Annotated in this window: 1 protein-coding gene; it reads left to right on the top strand. The window is 30.2% G+C overall.

Translation table 11 applies throughout. The features are described 5' to 3' along the window. The coding region (locus Q4Q35_RS17150) for a leucine-rich repeat domain-containing protein (protein ID WP_303279247.1) at positions 1-795 on the top strand (795 nt) is incomplete at both ends.

Genomic DNA, 795 nt, shown 5'->3' with positions numbered 1-795 from the left:
CAATGGATGTTTCACGTAAAGGCATAGCAGATCTAACAGGTATTGAGGCTTTTGTTAATATTACACATTTATATTGTAGAGACAATGCTTTAACAAGTTTAGATGTCTCTGCTAATACAGCTTTAACAAGGTTATATTGTTCCAATAATCCTTTAACAAGTTTAGATGTCTCTGCTAATACAGCTTTAACAAGGTTATATTGTTCCAATAATGCTTTAACAAGTTTAGATGTCTCTGCTAATACAGCTTTAATAAGTTTACAGTGTTGGATTAATCCTTTAACAAGTTTAGATGTCTCTGCTAATACAGCTTTAATAAGTTTACAGTGTTACGGTAATGCTTTAACAAGTTTAGATGTCTCTGCTAATACAGCTTTAACAAGTTTAGATTGTTGGATTAATAATTTAACAAGTTTAGATGTCTCTGCTAATACAGCTTTAATAAGTTTACAGTGTTACGGTAATGATTTAACAAGTTTAGATGTCTCTGCTAATACAGCTTTAACAGAATTAGGTTGTAACTCTAATGCTTTAACAAGTTTAGATGTCTCTGCTAATACAGCTTTAACAACTTTATATTGTGACAATAATGCTTTAACAAGTTTAGATGTCTCTGCTAATACAGCTTTAACAAGTTTATATTGTGGTAACAATAATTTAACAAGTTTAGATGTCTCTGCCAATACAGCTTTAAGAGGTTTATATTGTGACGATAATGCTTTAACAAGTTTAAACGTTGCCAATGGCAATAATACTAATTTAATAACTTTTACCGCAGAAAACAACCCTAATTTAA

Origin of the sequence: Flavivirga aquimarina (assembly GCF_030540835.1) — a bacterium.
GTDB classification, from domain to species: Bacteria; Bacteroidota; Bacteroidia; order Flavobacteriales; family Flavobacteriaceae; genus Flavivirga; species Flavivirga aquimarina.
This window is presented reverse-complemented; position numbering and strand designations above follow the sequence as displayed.